The organism is Arthrobacter sp. E44 (assembly GCF_041877125.1).
GTDB lineage: Bacteria > Actinomycetota > Actinomycetes > Actinomycetales > Micrococcaceae > Arthrobacter.
Genome location: NZ_JBHDJA010000005.1, coordinates 156722 through 170578 on the forward strand (window position 1 = coordinate 156722; position 13857 = coordinate 170578).

Annotated in this window: 11 protein-coding genes; 4 read left to right on the forward strand and 7 right to left on the reverse strand. The window is 65.1% G+C overall.

Annotation, left to right across the window (positions count from 1 at the left end; translation table 11 throughout):
• Nucleotides 1–65: 65 nt before the first annotated feature.
• The 3 genes from ACETK3_RS06770 to ACETK3_RS06780 form a co-directional block, all read right to left on the reverse strand.
• Nucleotides 66–461: a DUF1622 domain-containing protein gene (locus tag ACETK3_RS06770; RefSeq protein WP_236801257.1), complete on the reverse strand. Its 396-nt coding sequence runs from the start codon at nucleotides 459–461 to the stop codon at nucleotides 66–68.
• Nucleotides 462–531: 70 nt separating this feature from the next.
• Nucleotides 532–1392: an SDR family oxidoreductase gene (locus ACETK3_RS06775; protein ID WP_237429929.1), complete on the reverse strand. Its 861-nt coding sequence runs from the start codon at nucleotides 1390–1392 to the stop codon at nucleotides 532–534.
• A gap of 3 nt (nucleotides 1393–1395) precedes the next feature.
• A complete protein-coding gene (locus ACETK3_RS06780) occupies nucleotides 1396–2316 on the reverse strand; it encodes an MSMEG_6728 family protein (RefSeq protein WP_237429930.1) in 921 nt (306 codons plus the stop codon).
• A 156-nt stretch (nucleotides 2317–2472) separates the two neighbouring features.
• On the opposite strand from ACETK3_RS06780, the gene ACETK3_RS06785 reads away from it, so the two are divergent.
• On the forward strand, nucleotides 2473–3060 hold the full coding sequence (locus ACETK3_RS06785) for a hypothetical protein (RefSeq protein ID WP_236801260.1): 588 nt from the start codon (nucleotides 2473–2475) through the stop codon (nucleotides 3058–3060).
• Between the two features lie 183 nt (nucleotides 3061–3243).
• Here the strand turns inward: ACETK3_RS06785 and ACETK3_RS06790 are convergent, their stop codons facing one another.
• Nucleotides 3244–3900 carry a transglycosylase family protein gene (locus tag ACETK3_RS06790; protein ID WP_237429931.1) on the reverse strand — a complete coding sequence of 219 codons (657 nt, stop codon included), beginning with the start codon at nucleotides 3898–3900 and terminating at the stop codon, nucleotides 3244–3246.
• 311 nt (nucleotides 3901–4211) lie between these two features.
• Here ACETK3_RS06790 and ACETK3_RS06795 point away from each other — a divergent pair, with 311 nt between their 5' ends.
• From ACETK3_RS06795 to ACETK3_RS06805, 3 genes are all read left to right on the forward strand, one after another.
• Entirely contained in the window at nucleotides 4212–5273 is a 1062-nt protein-coding gene (locus ACETK3_RS06795) for an adenosine deaminase (RefSeq protein WP_373992689.1), read from the forward strand.
• Between the two features lie 261 nt (nucleotides 5274–5534).
• Complete coding sequence (locus tag ACETK3_RS06800) at nucleotides 5535–6488, forward strand: glycosidase (protein ID WP_237429932.1); 954 nt, start codon at nucleotides 5535–5537, stop codon at nucleotides 6486–6488.
• Between the two features lie 96 nt (nucleotides 6489–6584).
• Nucleotides 6585–6896, forward strand: a complete 312-nt coding sequence (locus ACETK3_RS06805; protein ID WP_236801264.1) for an acylphosphatase — start codon at nucleotides 6585–6587, stop codon at nucleotides 6894–6896.
• A 102-nt stretch (nucleotides 6897–6998) separates the two neighbouring features.
• Here ACETK3_RS06805 and ACETK3_RS06810 read toward each other — a convergent pair whose 3' ends face one another.
• The 3 genes from ACETK3_RS06810 to ACETK3_RS06820 all read right to left on the reverse strand — a co-directional run bounded on the left by ACETK3_RS06810 (nucleotide 6999) and on the right by ACETK3_RS06820 (nucleotide 13832).
• Nucleotides 6999–10691, reverse strand: coding sequence for a TM0106 family RecB-like putative nuclease (locus ACETK3_RS06810; RefSeq protein WP_373992690.1), 3693 nt, complete (start codon nucleotides 10689–10691; stop codon nucleotides 6999–7001).
• A gap of 161 nt (nucleotides 10692–10852) precedes the next feature.
• Nucleotides 10853–12058 (reverse strand): TerC family protein, encoded by a 1206-nt coding sequence (locus ACETK3_RS06815; protein WP_236801266.1) that lies wholly within the window; start codon nucleotides 12056–12058, stop codon nucleotides 10853–10855.
• A gap of 37 nt (nucleotides 12059–12095) precedes the next feature.
• A complete protein-coding gene (locus ACETK3_RS06820; RefSeq protein WP_237429934.1) occupies nucleotides 12096–13832 on the reverse strand; it encodes an ATP-dependent DNA helicase RecQ in 1737 nt (578 codons plus the stop codon).
• Nucleotides 13833–13857: the final 25 nt, after the last annotated feature.

Below are 13857 nucleotides of genomic sequence, written 5' to 3' on the forward strand. Positions count from 1 at the left end.
CTGCCAGCCACCACCGACAATCAAGAGACCCCAAAACCCCTATGTGGAAAACCCAGTCAAGAGCCTTAGGTTGCTGTTGCGGTGGAGTCGGAACGGGCTGGCGGTGCTTCCTTTTGCCATGGCCACCGCCCCGTAATTTCCAGCTCCAATGAGAAGCTGAGGAACGTCCGGATCAGCACGATGATGGCCAGCACCCCGACGCTGGAGAAGGTGGGCGTTACGGCAACGGTACGGATGATGTCGGCAGCCACGAGTAGTTCAAGGCCCAGCAGGATGGACCGGCCCAGCAGCTGTCGATAGGAGCGGTAGAAGCTCAGTTTCTCCGCCCCCGCTGGAAGCCGCCGCGGCTGGTGGCCGCGGATTGCCATCGGGAGGGAGGCCACCGCCCCGATCACCATGACCGCAACGCCTGCGAAGTCGACCAGCTGCCCAACCGTCTCAATAATTTGCCGAAATTCCATGCCCTGCCTCAACTCAGGCCAGGTGTCCCCATGGCCAGCCTGGCATCGATCAAAAGAACGGCGGACTTACTCACGGATGGCGTACGCCGTTCCCCGCTATAACATCCCTGTACCCTTCCCTGAATGTGGGAAACGTGAAGGCAAAGCCCGTGCTGCGAAGGAGATGGTTACCGCAGCGTTTGTTTCCCCCGCGGGCAGGTCCGGCGTCACCCAGGCGGGGTGAAGGAAGGCCGAGTTCGTCCGCCAGGAAGCGCAACACCGTTCCCAGATCGGCTGGTTCGTTGTCCACACCCACGTATACGGGCGCTGGCGCGGCATCCATTGTTGCCAAATGCACCAGGGCCGCCGCGGCGTCGTCCCGGTGGATCCGATTGGTGTAGCGCACGTCTTCAGGAATGACAGCCGACCCCGACTTCACCTGGTCGATCAGCCGAGCCCGTCCCGGCCCATAGATGCCACCCAGCCTGAGCGAGATGCCGGCAGTGGTGGTTCCGGCAAGCCTGGCCTGCAGAAGGTCTTCGGCCTCCACCAGCACCCGGCCGGAGAAACCACCGGGGTTGGGTGGCGTGGACTCGTCCACCCAGCCACCATCCGCATCACCGTAGACCGCGGTGGAGGAGACGAAGATGATGCGGCGAGGTGCCACTCCGTCGCGTTCGAGTGCATCCAGGACGTTTGCTATTCCGCGTACATACGCAGAGCGGTATGCCTCTTCCGTCGGGGAGTCGGCCGCCACGGCAATGACGACGGCGGAGGTGTCTGCGGGGACGGCCGGCAGTTGCGTAGACGCGAGGTCAGCCGCGGCACCTTCGATGGCTGCCGGCAGTTTTGCAGGGGAACGGCGCCACCCCACAACGCGGTGGCCCAAAGCCGCGAACCGCAAACCCGCCTCGGTGCCCAGGTCGCCGCATCCTGCCAGGAGAATCGTCATGGCCTACGGGGCCTCCACCGGGAAGAACACGCGGGGGTCCTGCAGCAGGGCCGGGTATGTAAACGCGGAGCGGTCGATGATTTCCGTGACCTCGAAATTCCTGCCGAAGCGGCCGTCGTCGAGGGTGATGGGCCGGCCCACCACCTGTCCCACCGCGAACCTGGCCCCGTTCTCGAACGGAACCGCTACCGGCGTCTTTCCCGGGAGGGTCCGGAACGCTTCCTCCTGTGCCAGCCGTTTGCGGGTGGGCTTCTTCGCCTGGGGCTTGGGCGGGGCCTTCTTGGGCGTGCGGGACGGACGGCGGGAGCCGTCGTCCACGTAAACGGGGGAGTAGCCGTGGTCGTCCGCGGACATGGCGGCCGCGGCAGCAGCGGCTCGGTTCACCGGAGGAAGTGCCACCGTGGTGAGGGACTGCGGATCCACGTCCTCATACGGTTCCCGCAGGATCCACAGGATGTCCCCTTCCGGCTCCTCCGGCAGGAATTCGTGCCGGGGTTCCGGCCAGACGTAGTCCATGTCCGGAATGGCGTCCGGGAACACTGAGGAGTAAAACTTCGGTTCCTTGTGGACCAGCTTGGAACGGTGGCTTAGGTGGAAGTCCGGATCACCGAGCCACGGCGGCATGATGATCTTCGCGGCATAGTCCGGGTGGGCTGCCTGCGGTGCGAACTCGGCAATGTTGGCGCGGGTGTTGTCCGGGTGGCCGCGCTCAATCCATTCGTCCACCATCGCCAGTCCGTACATGGTGAGGGCAGGCACGTGGCCCATCCACATCCGGATCGCCGGGTGGGTCTGCCAGCCGTAGCCCGGAATCACCAGGGCGCGGAGGGTTTGCAGCGCTTCGACCCGCTGCTTGCCCAACCGCGCGGTGTCCAGGGCTGCGGCGCTTTGGCGGAAGTCAGGGTACGGGAGAAAGGTTTGCATCCATTCAGTCTGACGGTCCCAGCCGGAAGTGCCAATTGGAGTGCCGGCGGCCACAGGCAGAGAGTGCATGTGTCCAAATAATGGACGGCTGCATACGTGTCCCAGGTTAAACCACTAAGATCACCGCAACCACCCCCGCGTTTTGGAAGCCCTCTCATGACATTTACACCTGACAAAGCCGTCACCCCTGCCCCCGCTGCCCTTCCCCGCTATGGACAAATGCTCGGTCCGGAAGCCCAGGGCATCCTGGTTCTGGACGAATTCATCATCGATCCCGCCGCTGCACGCAAAGACCAGCACCGCTTCCGCGACGGCATGGCCGCCGTCGCCCGGACGATGCGCCGCATTGCCGCCCTTCGCGTGGTCATCGCACTGGTAGCCATCGCCAACCTGCCCCTGTTCCTTCTCTCCAGCGGCTGGTGGATCTACGGCGTTTCGCTCGCGCTGGTAGTTGCAGTCCACACCGCAGTGACACTGCTCAACCGGCACGAGCCGCGACTCAAGCAGCAGTCCGCCTTGGAGCTTCACATGCACCGCGAGCGCAGCGCCAACTACCGCAAGGTGCGCGACGCCGTGAAGTACATGATCGATACCCCCAGCCGCATGAACGAGCACCTTTACCTGGAGTTGCTCGCCGTCAAGCGGGTCGCACTGAACCTGGCGCACGGCACCGTGGCGCTGCTGGACACCAGCGACGACTCCGCCTGGAAGGTGCGCATCGTCCGCGAGTTGCCCGCCAGCTGACCGCCAGCCGACGGCCGCCCATCACGGCAGCGGCTGAGGAATTAAAAGAACGACGCCGGCACATCCCTTGTGGGGGTGTGCCGGCGTCGTGGTTTGGTCAACGGAATTTGTCTATCGCCGACCTGTCTGTGTCGCCTTGGGAAGGCGGGGCGCCCAGGGGCGCTTGTGGTGCTGCGTCCGCTGTTAGGCGGGAAGCTGGATGACCTGGCCCGCGAACACGAGGTTCGGGTCTGCAATGGTGTCCAGGTTGGCGTCGGCAAGGTGCTGCCATCCGCCCTGGATGCCCAGCTTCTGGGCAACGATGCTCAGGGTATCTCCGGCCTGGAGGGTGTACGTCTCGCCGCTGAGGGCAACGGAGGTGGCGTGCCGCGGCGCCGGTGCTTGCTGGACCGTAGCGCTCTGGACCTGCGTGGCCTGGACGGGTGCACTCTGGACCGGGGCGCTCTGAACGGGAGCGCTTTGGACAGGTGCACTCTGGACCGGGGCTCCGCCGCCACCGCTCAGTCCGAGCTGGGACGAGCAGGACGGCCAGGCGCCCCAGCCCTGGGAAGCCTGGACCCGCTCGGCTACTGCTATCTGCTGTTCGCGGCTGGCGTTCTCGGGAGATCCCGTTCCGCCGTAGGCCGACCAGGTGCTGGAAGTGAACTGCAGGCCGCCGGAGAAACCGTTGCCCGTGTTGATAGACCAGTTACCGCCGCTCTCGCACTGGGCTAGCGCGTCCCAGGTGGAGGTGGGTGTGGCTGCGTTGGCCGCTGTGGCTGAAAGGGCCAAACCTGCCGCGGAGACGGCGGCCAAGGTGACTCCGCGGCGCGCGGCAGTACGGAATTTGGTGTTTTTCATGATGGTGATGCTCCTGAAGGCCACCAACGCTGGCTCCGTCCCCGGAGGTTATCGCGACACTGCCCACCCCTGACGATATCGAGGTCACTGTCGGTGGCTGCCGCTGGGCAGTTCTGGTGGAGGCAGCACCGGGCAATCAAAGAGCCCGCCAGGCGGGCATGTGTTTCACGCTAGGACATCGCCCGGCCGTTATCAAATCGAGATTGAAGCGGGCGTGTTGGCTGTGGCGCCAAGCACGTCGATGCTGTGCCTAACACCCGGTGCAAGCTTTCGCGCAGGCGCGAAAGCGGGACGGGCACTATCCTGACCGGATGGACAACTTTCCCGGTGGCAGCACCATGCCCGAAACCGAAACGGAACCCGCGGAATCCGCGGTCCCTGCCAAGCCCCTTCCGGTGGCCGAACTGCACCTGCACATCGAGGGCACGCTGCAGCCCGAGCTCATCTTTGCCCTGGCCGAACGCAACGGCATTTCCCTGCCCTACTCCGGACTGGATGAGCTGCGCCAGAAGTACGAGTTCACCGACCTGCAGTCCTTCCTGGACCTCTACTACGCCAACATGGCGGTGCTCCAAACCGAGCAGGACTTTGCGGACATGACGCGCGCCTACCTGGAGCGCGCCGCTGCCGCGGGCGTCCGGCACGCCGAAATCATGATGGACCCGCAGGCGCACCTCTCGCGCGGCATCCCCCTGGAGGCATGCGTCAACGGCGTGGCCTCGGTGCTGGCAACCTCCGAGGAGGAGTACGGGATCTCCACCATGCTCATCGCGGCCTTCCTGCGCGACCTGCCGGAGGACTCGGCACTGGAGGTCCTGGGTCGGCTGTTGGCCATGAACGCACCCATCGGTGCCATCGGCCTGGACTCGGCCGAAGTGGGAAACCCGCCGTCCAAGTTCGAGCGGCTGTACGCGAAGGCGCGTGAAGTGGGCCTGCGGTTGACGGCGCACGCGGGGGAGGAGGGCCCGGCGTCGTACATCACCGAAGCCCTGGACCTCCTGGGTGTGGAACGGATCGATCACGGCATCCGCTGCATGGACGACCCCGACCTCGTAGAGCGCCTCGTGGACGAGCGTATTCCCCTGACCGTTTGCCCCTTGTCCAACGTCCGGCTCCGCGCCGTTGACACCCTGGCGGACCATCCGTTGCCGGCCATGCTCGCGGCGGGACTCAATGTTTCGGTCAACTCGGACGATCCCGCCTACTTCGGCGGCTACGTGGATGACAACTTCGCGCAGCTGACCGCCGTGTTCGACCTCTCCGATTTTGACAAGGCGCGGTTGGCAGCGAACTCGATCCACTCCTCCTTTGCTTCCGACGAGCGTAAGGCGGAACTGCTGGCCGAACTTAACGGCAGGGAGCTGTCCGACTGACGGCTGCTGTGTCGGGCGCAACAGCCGGGCTTTCTGCCCGGTAAACTAGGTGCCGCAGGCGTGTCTGGGGAGTGCAAGGCAGCACCCATGTCGGCGCTTCAGGGTTATGCAGCCAGCCCTTACCCGAGACCTCCGCCTCACTTGCGGCACCATCCGCTTCACAGACGGTCACGACACGCAGAGTTAACCAATTAAAGTCGCGCGATTTAATGGGTAGTTGGCAAGATGCCTAAGACCGATCGCTTTTATATAAGGGGAATCATGGCCAAGTCCACCGCAGAAAACACTTACCTTCGGCTCAAGACCGTGCTGGATGTCCTGACCGAAGGCGTGTGGTCCGGCGATGCACTGAATGCTGGCCAGGTCCTGGCGGAAGCAACCGCCCGCGTGCCGTTCAACGAGCATGAGGCCGAACTCCTCAGTGGCGGCATCCCGCGTGGCCACAAGACCCTCACCTCGGCAACCGCCAAGCTGGTCAAGGCGGGCTGGCTGATCAAGGGCCGCTCGGGCTGGACCATCACCGAGGATGGCATGCGGGCCACCGTTGCCTTCCCGGATGTGGACTCCTTTGCGGCAGCGCTCGACGCCGGCACTCCGGTCCCTGCGGACACTCCCGTTCCCACGGCTCCCGAGGGCTTTGTCCGCCCGGTTTCAGCCGCTGCGGCAACGTTGGAGGTTCCGGCCAAGGAGGAAGCTCCCAAGAAGGCCGCCAAGAAGGCACCGGCGAAGAAGGCAGCTTCCGCTGTGGGCAAGGCAGCCAAGGCACTCGAAGAGGCCGTGGAGCCCGTGGTGAAGGCCGTCCGCAAGGGCAAGTCTGCGCCCAAGGACAAGACCGAAGCTGTTGCTGCCCCTGCCGAAACCTCCACGGCGACCGGAGCGGCTGAGCCGTTCGAGGGCCCTGATGTTGAAACCCTGCCGCAGCCCGAGGCTGTCGCGGTGGCCGGTGACTTCAACACCATCTTGGGTGCGCCCGAGGACTGGGCACCGCAGTACGACGAAGCCCAGATGGAGTTCGACTTCCTGGACCAGCTGTGGAAGAAGAGCGCCGAGCTTCCCGCCGGTTACTACACCTTCAAAATTGCCCTCAACCGTTCGTGGGATGAGAACTACGGCGCCTTCGGCACGTTCGACGGCCCCAACCACGAACTGCACCACGCCGGTGGCACCGTAACCATCCGCTACAACCACGCCACCCGCGACATCACCATCAACTAAGCCTCGTGTGCCCAACCGGGCAGCGGTTACTGCCGATTCAAACGGCACCTGCCGCTGCCTGGTTGGGCACGCCGATGTTTCCATAGGAGGCCCGGCATGGGCAGGCACGAACGCACGCAGGACGGCCCAACGCAGGATAGCGTGCGGCTGGACGCCCGCGTGTTCGGCATGGTCCAAGGCGTGGGCTTCCGTTACTGGACGATGGGTACGGCGGAGGACCTTGGATTATCAGGTGAGGTAAAGAACCTCAACGACGGTTCGGTATCCGTGGTTGCCGAGGGTCCCCGGCCACAAGTCCACAAACTGCTGGACTGGCTGAACTCGGGCCGGACTCCCGGCCGGGTGGAGCGGGTGGATGATGCCATCTCCGAAGCCAAGGGGAATTTCCGCGGCTTCCGGGTGGGCTGACTGAACCGGCCTCGCTCCAACAAGGCGGCTCGCTCAACCTTGGTCCCGCCAATTCCGTGCCCTTGCCGAGCGCTCGTCGATGGGCCCACGGGACTCCGATGGCTATTCCCGCGGGCTCAGGCCGATGAACGCTCCCAGCTCCTCCACGGCCGCAGGCTTGTGCGGCATGTAGCTGGTGAGCTCCGGGGACCGGACGATGACTGCCCGCCACTGGCCACGGGATACAGCCACGTTCATGCGGTTCCGGTTCAGCAGGAATTCTGCGCCCCGAGGTGCCTCGGCCACCGCCGAGCAGGCCATCGAAACCAACACCACGGGTGCCTCTTGGCCCTGGAACTTGTCCACGGTGCCCACCCGAACCTCCGGCAGTGCGGCCTCTGCCAGGTGCCTTCGGATTAGGTGAACCTGGGCGTTGTACGCGGCCACCACCAGCAGGTCCTGCTGCTCCAGGGGGCGGGCCTCGCTGCCGGCACCGGCAGTCCACTTGAGGCCGAGATGGCGTTGGACCTGCCGCACCACTTCGTCGGCCTCTTCCTTGGACGCCGCGGTGTTGCCGGTGTGGTTGGCGAAGACGGTCTCCACCCCCGGTGCCATCCCCTCCAGTTCGCGGTGGGCCGCGGCCGGAGCCGACTTCAGCTTTCCCTCGTAGCTGAGGATGGACACGGCGCGGCACAGCTCCGGGTGCATGCGCCAGCTGTCGGCGAGGAAGTAGCCCAGGGCCGCGGGAAGGGTGGCGTGCCCGGCGGCGAGCCAGCCGAGGGCGGACTCATCCACGGGTTCGGGGTGGGCTCCTTGGGAAACCTGCGGGAGCTGCTGGGGGTCACCCAGCAGGAGCAGTCGATTACCCGCGCGGCTGACCGCAAGTGTGTTGGCCAACGAGAACTGGCCGGCCTCATCAATGACCAGGAGATCGAGCGAGCCGGCGGGGACCTCCTTGCCGGTCATGGTCCATGCGGTGCCACCCACCAAACATCCGCCAGGTGACGACAGCAGGCGGGCTACGTCGCCTTCGGAGGTGAGCGTCCAGGGAACATCGTGGGGGGACGCCAGTTTCTTGGCCACCACGTGAGGATCCACTCCGCCGGTCTCGATGGAGCGGCACAGAAGGTTTTCCACGACGTTGTGTGACTGGGCAACGACGCCGATCTTCCAGCCTTCAGCGATGAGCCTGCCGATCACATGGGCCCCGACGAAGGTCTTGCCCGTCCCCGGCGGCCCCTGTACCGCCAGGTAGGAGTTGTCCAGGTCCCGCAGGGATTCAGTAATGGCCCCCGCGTAATCGGCCGCACCATCACTGCCATGCAGTACGTCGGCCGGTCCCTTGAGGGAGCGGAACCGCGGCGGGAGCTTGCGCAGGATATCCAGTCCCGGCTGCGCGGGGAGGGACGGGACTGAGGAGCCGACGGCGCGCGCAATTTCCGCGATGGCGGCCTCGATGTTGTCCGTGGCGATGGGTTTGTCCTCGGTGAGGGCCACTGGAAGGTGCGCGTAGGCAGCAACTTTTCCGGTCTCACGCTCGGCGATGGTGATCAGGGTGTGCCCGGGATTGTCAGGCGCGGCCTCCAGCTCATGGATCCTGGTTCCGAAGGTGTAGGCCCTGGTGCCGGGAAGCGCATCGGGGGCAAGCATTCCGTCGGGCCCCGGCGGGTCGTACAGCCGGCACCAGTTGGAGTCGGCGCGGAAATCAGAGCCCTCGGTCATGGTGCCGCGCAGCTTCAGAAGCCGGGTGCGCATCCGTTCCCTTGGCTTTGCCAGGGCCCAGTCCGAAACGACTTCGGCAGAATCAACCACGAAGACGTTCCGTTGGTCGGACCAGTTATCCATCGGTGCCTCGACCCGGTCGAAGTGCTGCCACCAGAACTGCTTGCGTTCGCGCCGGTGGTACCCCGTGGCGGCGGCCACCATGGCAATGGCACGTTCGTCATTAGTCCAGGGGCGATTGTCCGGCAGGGCAGCCAGGTATGCACGCAGCTTGCCCTCCTCCGGTGTCTCCTCAACCGGCGTAGCGTCACCCTCCGCATTACCGGCAATGCCCGCTAGTTCGGCCGGACCGGCTTCGGGACCACTGGCGCCTGCACCAAGCTCGCCTTTATCCACCGCTCCTGCCGTCCGGCCGCGCTTCAGGGAAGCAGCACCGGCTTCCTCTCCCAGCTGGAGCAGCCAGTCCCGCAGCCGCAGTGTGGAGAGGCAGTCGTACTGGTTGTAGTCGGAGATGGAAGCCAGGATGGCGGCCGCATCGTCCTGGCGCCCTTCTTCACGGGCGGCGCAATAGGCGGCGTAGGCAACCACCGAGGCTCCAGCGTCCTTGACGTCCCCCGAGCGCAGGTTGTCTCCCATGTAAAGCGGCTCAAGCTTCTTGATGGAATACGACGCCTCCGAGATTCGGATGGAATGCCGCACCGTGGCGTAGAGGTCCACCAGCAGCCCCTGCCGCAGCCAGTCATCCACCGTCTCCTCGCCGGCCTGGTGGGCGAGGGAAAGGTTCCTTAGCGCAGTCTTTTCGTACGGGGCGTAGTGGTACACGTGCATGTCCGGGTAGGTGGCGCGGCGTTTCTCCACATACTCCAGGAAGTCGAGGAAGGCGCGGCGTTCGCCGGAGCGGGAGTGCGCCCAAAACGGACGGAACACTGGATGGTCTTCAGCCCCCGCTACCGGGGCCTCGATGACGCCAAAGAGGTACTCGATGCCCCAGGCGCCGGTGGCAGGATCCTGCCACAGCGGATCGCCTTCGAAGTCGAAGAAGATGTCGCCGGCGCTTGGTGTCGGAAGGGACCCGATCACATTCTCCTGAAGAACGGTGTAGGAGACCGTGTGCGGTTCACCATCCTTAACGTAGGTGCGGGACCCCGCCGGCTCATCCAGGCCCAGCTGCATCCGGGCCTGGGCGCGGAGCCGGACCACGGAGTTCTTTGCGTCCGCGGCCGGCATGGCCGCCAGTTCATCGACGGTGCTGACGTTGGCTTCGTGAAGTTTCCGCCGCTGGACAACGGACATGCCTGCCACCATCAGCAGGTCCCTGTGCAGCTTGACCTGCTCGGCGCAGTAGTCGCAGCGTCCGCAGTGCACGATGCCGGGCTGCTGCCACTGCACCGGGGTATCGCCCGCGCGGTGGTCTGAGGTGAGCTGGCGGAAGCGCCGGCGCCGCTCCCGGAACAGCGGCAGCAGGTCGGGCAGTGAGTGGCTGCTGCGCAGCCAGTCGTCGCCCACCCGGGTGCCCAGGACGAGGGTGACCACCGGCGACGGTTCCAGCCCCATGCCCAGGAGTTGGGCGCCGTACGCGGCAAGCTGAAGGAGGGCCCCTGCCTTGGCGTGCCGGGCGAGTTTGGTGTCCCAGACCTCGTACCGCCCAGGGTTTCCCGTTCCGGCGGCCTCGTTGACCAGGAAGTCTGCGTACCCCAGGAATTCGCCGTCGAAGAAGGTGGCCTGGAACACCACGTCCGCACCGGACCGGAGCGCCAGTTCGGTTTCCGCGTGCTTTGCCTGCAGCTCGCCGCGGAGGTTTTCGCCGCGCTCCAGCGAGTAGACGCCCGAGCCCCGGCTGGCGTCCCACTCGCCGTACTTCGCCACCAGGCTGGCAAGCACCGTCTGCTCGTGCCGGTCGCCCAGCTCACCCGCGCGCTTTTGCATCTCGTCAACGGCGAACTCTGCCTTGGGTGCACGGCCCAGTTTTTCGTCCAGGATCCGGAGCGTGCGGTACTCACACTCGGAGGCAGCCACCAAGTCACTGGCCGAAAAGACCAGGTCCGGTGGCGAACCGGAGTCAGTTTCAACACCGGCAGCGTGGAGCAGAAACACGGGGCCTCCCCAATGACAGCCGGACCCGGAGACGGTTTCCGTGGCCCTGTTTTCGTGGCTGGAACAAACGTAGCAAGAGGGACTGACAAAGACCGGGCAGGCCCTCAACAACAACGGACCCGGGCGTGAACGCCAGGCCCGTCTTGGCAAAAGCCGGCAGGTCAGCTTTCAGCTGCGGCTGCCCGGACCTGGGCCTTGTCATGTTCCGCGTGGGCCTTGCGGATCAAGTCCATGAACTCGGTCTCGTTGCGGACCAGGCGCTTGTACTTTTCCGGGAGCTTGCGGATCTGGGTCTCCTCCCGGCACATCCTGGCGAAGATCTTGTCGCGTTCGGCCATGTCTGTTTCGTAATTGAGGTCCAGGTATTCGGTGGCGTGCCGCCTGGCCCCGGATACGGCGTTCTTGGCCTTGCCCTTGGGGCTGAAGATGGACGCGAGGATGGTCACCACCAGGACACCCAGGATGACGCCCAGGGAGACTCCGGTGCTGACTTCCACCACGTTGACGTGTTCGCCGTCGTTGATGAACGGGAGGGTGTTTTCGTGCAGGGCGTGCAGGATGAGCTTCACGCCAATAAAGCCGAGGATGACCGCCAGCCCGTAGGAGAGGAAGATCAGCCGGTCCAGCAGGCCGTCGATCAGGAAGAACAGTTGGCGCAGGCCCATCAGCGAGAACGCCGTGGCGGTGAAGACGACGAACACGTTCTGGGTGAGGCCGAAGATCGCCGGAATGGAGTCCAGGGCGAACAGGATGTCCGTGCCGCCGATGGCCACCATCACCAAGAGCATCGGAGTCAGGACCCGCTTGCCGTTCTCCACAGTGAAGAGCTTGTCGCCGTCGTAGTGCTGCGACGCCGGCAGGAACTTCCGGGCGAGCCGGACCACCAGGCCTTCGGAGTCGTCGTCGTCGTGGCTGTCCGGCTTGAGCAGGTTGCCCGCAGTTACCAGCAGGATGAGCCCGAAGATGTAGAACACCCAGGCGAAGCTGTTGATCAGTGCCGCACCCAGGAAGATGAACGCCGTGCGCGCGATCAGGGAGAACACAATGCCGAACAGCAGCACCTTTTGCTGGTCGGCCCGCGGTACTTTGAAGCTGGCCATGATGATGAGGAAAACGAAGAGGTTGTCCACGGACAACGCCTTCTCCGTGACATAGCCGGCAAAGTACTCGGTGCCCATGTCGGGGCCGCCAAACAGCAGTACCCCCAGCCCGAACAGCACGGCAATTCCCACATAGATCGCCGACCAGGTGGCCGATTCCTTGATAGTGGGGGTGTGGGCCTTCCGGACGTGGAAGAAGAAGTCGAAGGCCAGCAGCCCCACGATTCCCGCAATGGTCAGGGTCCAGGCAAACGCAGGTACTTCCACGCGGGGGGCCTTTCGTTGGAGGGTCCCCCCAGCCTACCTAAGCGGGCTTCAGGAGTTGGTTTTCCACGACGGCGGACCGGGACAGGGTCTTGTACCCTTCCTGCTCGAAGAGCACGGTGATCACATCGTCCTCGTGCCGCATGACCAGGCCTGGCCCCCATTCCTTGTGGACCACTGCTGACTGGAGCGGGAACGGCTCATCGCCGGCACCGGAAGCCGGTGCGCCGCCGTCGGACGCTGCGCCCTGCTGTTTCCTGCCGGCCTTCTTGTTCGCCTGCTTCTTGTCCGGCTTGCCTTCCTTCGCTGCGTCAACGGGAGCGGCGGCAGCGGCAGCGCAGCCGTCACAGTTGCCGCAGGGCTCGGGCAGGTCCTCGCCGAAGTAGCCCAGCAGGAACTGCCGGCGGCAGCCGTCCGTCTCCGCGTACGCGCGCATCATGGTGAGGCGGGACTGGTCCACCCGCTGGCGGGCTTCGGCGAGTTCGACGGCGTCACTCACCAAGGTGGGCAGCTTGGCTTTGGACGTCAGCCGGACGCCGCGCTTGCCAACAGCCACCGCACCGATCTCCTCCAGCTGGTTCACCAGGCCCGTGACGCGGCGGGGCTTGAACCCCGTCAGCTCCGCGAGGGAGGACTTTGGCGTGGCGGCGTGCGCAGCCTTGAGTGCCTTCAGCACCGCGAGGAGGGAGTCGGGGTCGGGGGAGTGGGTGCCGAAGAATTTGCGCAGCCCCAGGTCCTCAGAGCGGTAGTGCAGGACGGCGGAGGCAGGCTCGCCGTCCCTGCCTGCCCGGCCGATCTCCTGGTAGTAGGAATCCAGCGATTCCGGGATGTCGGCGTGGACCACAAAGCGGACGTTCGGTTTGTCGATACCCATCCCGAAGGCAGTGGTGGCCACCACCACGTCCAGCTTGTCGTCCAGGAACAGCTCGTGGATGTGTTCGCGGTCCCCGGCCGAACGGCCCGCGTGGTAGGCCTCGGCGCGGAGCCCCTCCTTGGCCAGCTTGGCGGCGTACTTCTCCGTGTCCTTGCGGGTGGCGGCGTACAGCAGCCCCTGTCCTTTCCTGGCCAGGTCCGCAACCTCCTCCAGCACCGCTTTGCGCTTGCCCTTGTCCTCGTGGTGCCGGACAACGTCAAGGCGGATGTTGGGCCGGTCGAAGCCGCGGACCAGGACCAGCGGGTCCTTCATCCCCAGCCTCTCCACGATCTCGTCCCGCACCGGCGGGGAAGCCGTGGCGGTCAGGGCTGCCACGGGCGGGTTACCCAGTTGCTCGCGGACATTGCCCAGGGCAAGGTAGTCCGGTCGGAAGTCATGGCCCCAGGACGAAACACAATGCGCTTCGTCCACCACGAACAGCGAAATGTCCAGGGCCTTGATCCGGTCCACAGTTGATTGTTTAGCCAGCTGCTCCGGGGCAAGGAACACGAACACGGCCTTGCCGTCCTCAACGGCGTTCCACGAAGCTTCGACGTCGGCGTCGCTGTGCGAGGAGTTGATTGCCACTGCCGCATCGGTGCCCAGATCTTGGGACAGCCCGTCCAGCTGGTCTTCCTGTAGGGCAATCAGCGGTGAAACCACGACGGCGGGACGTCCGGTCTGCTGGTGCAGGTGCAGTGCCGCGACCTGGTAGATCGCGGATTTCCCGTAGCCGGTGGGCATCACAGCCAGGACATCGCGGCCGTCCACGAGGGCCGCCATGCCGGTCAATTGGCCGTCCCGGAGGTGGGGGAGGGAGAAGGCTGATTCAGCAAGGGCCCGGAGGGCAGGTTTGTCGGACATGAAACGGGCTCCGCAGGCAAGAAGA

What these genes read in the sequence shown, in the direction of transcription:
- ACETK3_RS06820 (WP_237429934.1), bottom strand. Translation starts at nt 13,832, where the DNA reads ATGTCCGACAAACCTGCCCTCCGGGCCCTTGCTGAATCAGCCTTCTCC.
- ACETK3_RS06800 (WP_237429932.1), top strand. Translation starts at nt 5,535, where the DNA reads ATGGCCAAGTCCACCGCAGAAAACACTTACCTTCGGCTCAAGACCGTG.
- ACETK3_RS06780 (WP_237429930.1), bottom strand. Translation starts at nt 2,316, where the DNA reads ATGCAAACCTTTCTCCCGTACCCTGACTTCCGCCAAAGCGCCGCAGCC.
- ACETK3_RS06770 (WP_236801257.1), bottom strand. Translation starts at nt 461, where the DNA reads ATGGAATTTCGGCAAATTATTGAGACGGTTGGGCAGCTGGTCGACTTC.
- ACETK3_RS06785 (WP_236801260.1), top strand. Translation starts at nt 2,473, where the DNA reads ATGACATTTACACCTGACAAAGCCGTCACCCCTGCCCCCGCTGCCCTT.
- ACETK3_RS06805 (WP_236801264.1), top strand. Translation starts at nt 6,585, where the DNA reads ATGGGCAGGCACGAACGCACGCAGGACGGCCCAACGCAGGATAGCGTG.
- ACETK3_RS06795 (WP_373992689.1), top strand. Translation starts at nt 4,212, where the DNA reads ATGGACAACTTTCCCGGTGGCAGCACCATGCCCGAAACCGAAACGGAA.
- ACETK3_RS06790 (WP_237429931.1), bottom strand. Translation starts at nt 3,900, where the DNA reads ATGAAAAACACCAAATTCCGTACTGCCGCGCGCCGCGGAGTCACCTTG.
- ACETK3_RS06775 (WP_237429929.1), bottom strand. Translation starts at nt 1,392, where the DNA reads ATGACGATTCTCCTGGCAGGATGCGGCGACCTGGGCACCGAGGCGGGT.